Raw genomic sequence first — 668 nt, forward strand, 5'->3', positions numbered from 1 at the left:
CCACCGGACTGTCCGAGGGGTTCGCCGGCCTCGGCGAACAGGTCGGTGTAGTTGCCGAGGCCGGCGAACCCCTCGGACAGTCCGGTGGAGCTCACCTTCGTCAGGGAGGTACGGATCATCTCGATGACCGGCCAGACGACCATGGTCAGGATGAGGAGGGTCGCGGGTCCGAGCCACAACAGGGGCTCCAGCGCGCGCCATGTCCTGCGACGGCGGCGCGGCGCGGGCGGCGCCGTCGCCACCGGGGCCGGGCGTTCGGCCCCGGTGGCGCTTGTGGTGACATCATGTACGGCCACCGACGTCAGTCGCCCTTCTGCGCGGTCTTCTGGATCTGGTCCAGAACCTTCGCCGGGTCGCCGCCCGCCACCCCGCTGCCGATGCGCTGTTTCACGGCACCGTCGACCGAGGCCCATGCCGGGTCGTCGGTGGGGGCGAACTCGGCGGCGTTCTCCTTCTGGTAGAAGAAGTCGAGGAACTTCTTGACCGCCGCCTTGTTCGACCCGTCGCTCTTCTTGAAGGCGACGAGGTAGTCCTGCACGCCGAGCGTCTTGTGGGTGCTGCCGTCCTTGCTGGGCAGGGCCGCGACGCCGTAGTTCAGTTTGGCGTTGACCGGGTCGATGAAGCCCTTGCGCATGAAGACCGCCCCGTTGAGCATGCCGATCTTGCCC

General features: G+C 68.1%; 2 pseudogenes. Both read right to left on the reverse strand.

The annotated features are described in order from the left end of the window. Nucleotides 1-296, reverse strand: a pseudogene (locus tag TN53_RS46350) (sugar ABC transporter permease); the annotation flags it as partial. A 5-nt stretch (nt 297-301) separates the two neighbouring features. Continuing rightward, nucleotides 302-668: pseudogene (locus TN53_RS41595) on the reverse strand (extracellular solute-binding protein); the annotation flags it as partial.

Origin of the sequence: Streptomyces sp. WM6386 (genome assembly GCF_000972385.1) — a bacterium.
GTDB lineage: Bacteria > Actinomycetota > Actinomycetes > Streptomycetales > Streptomycetaceae > Streptomyces.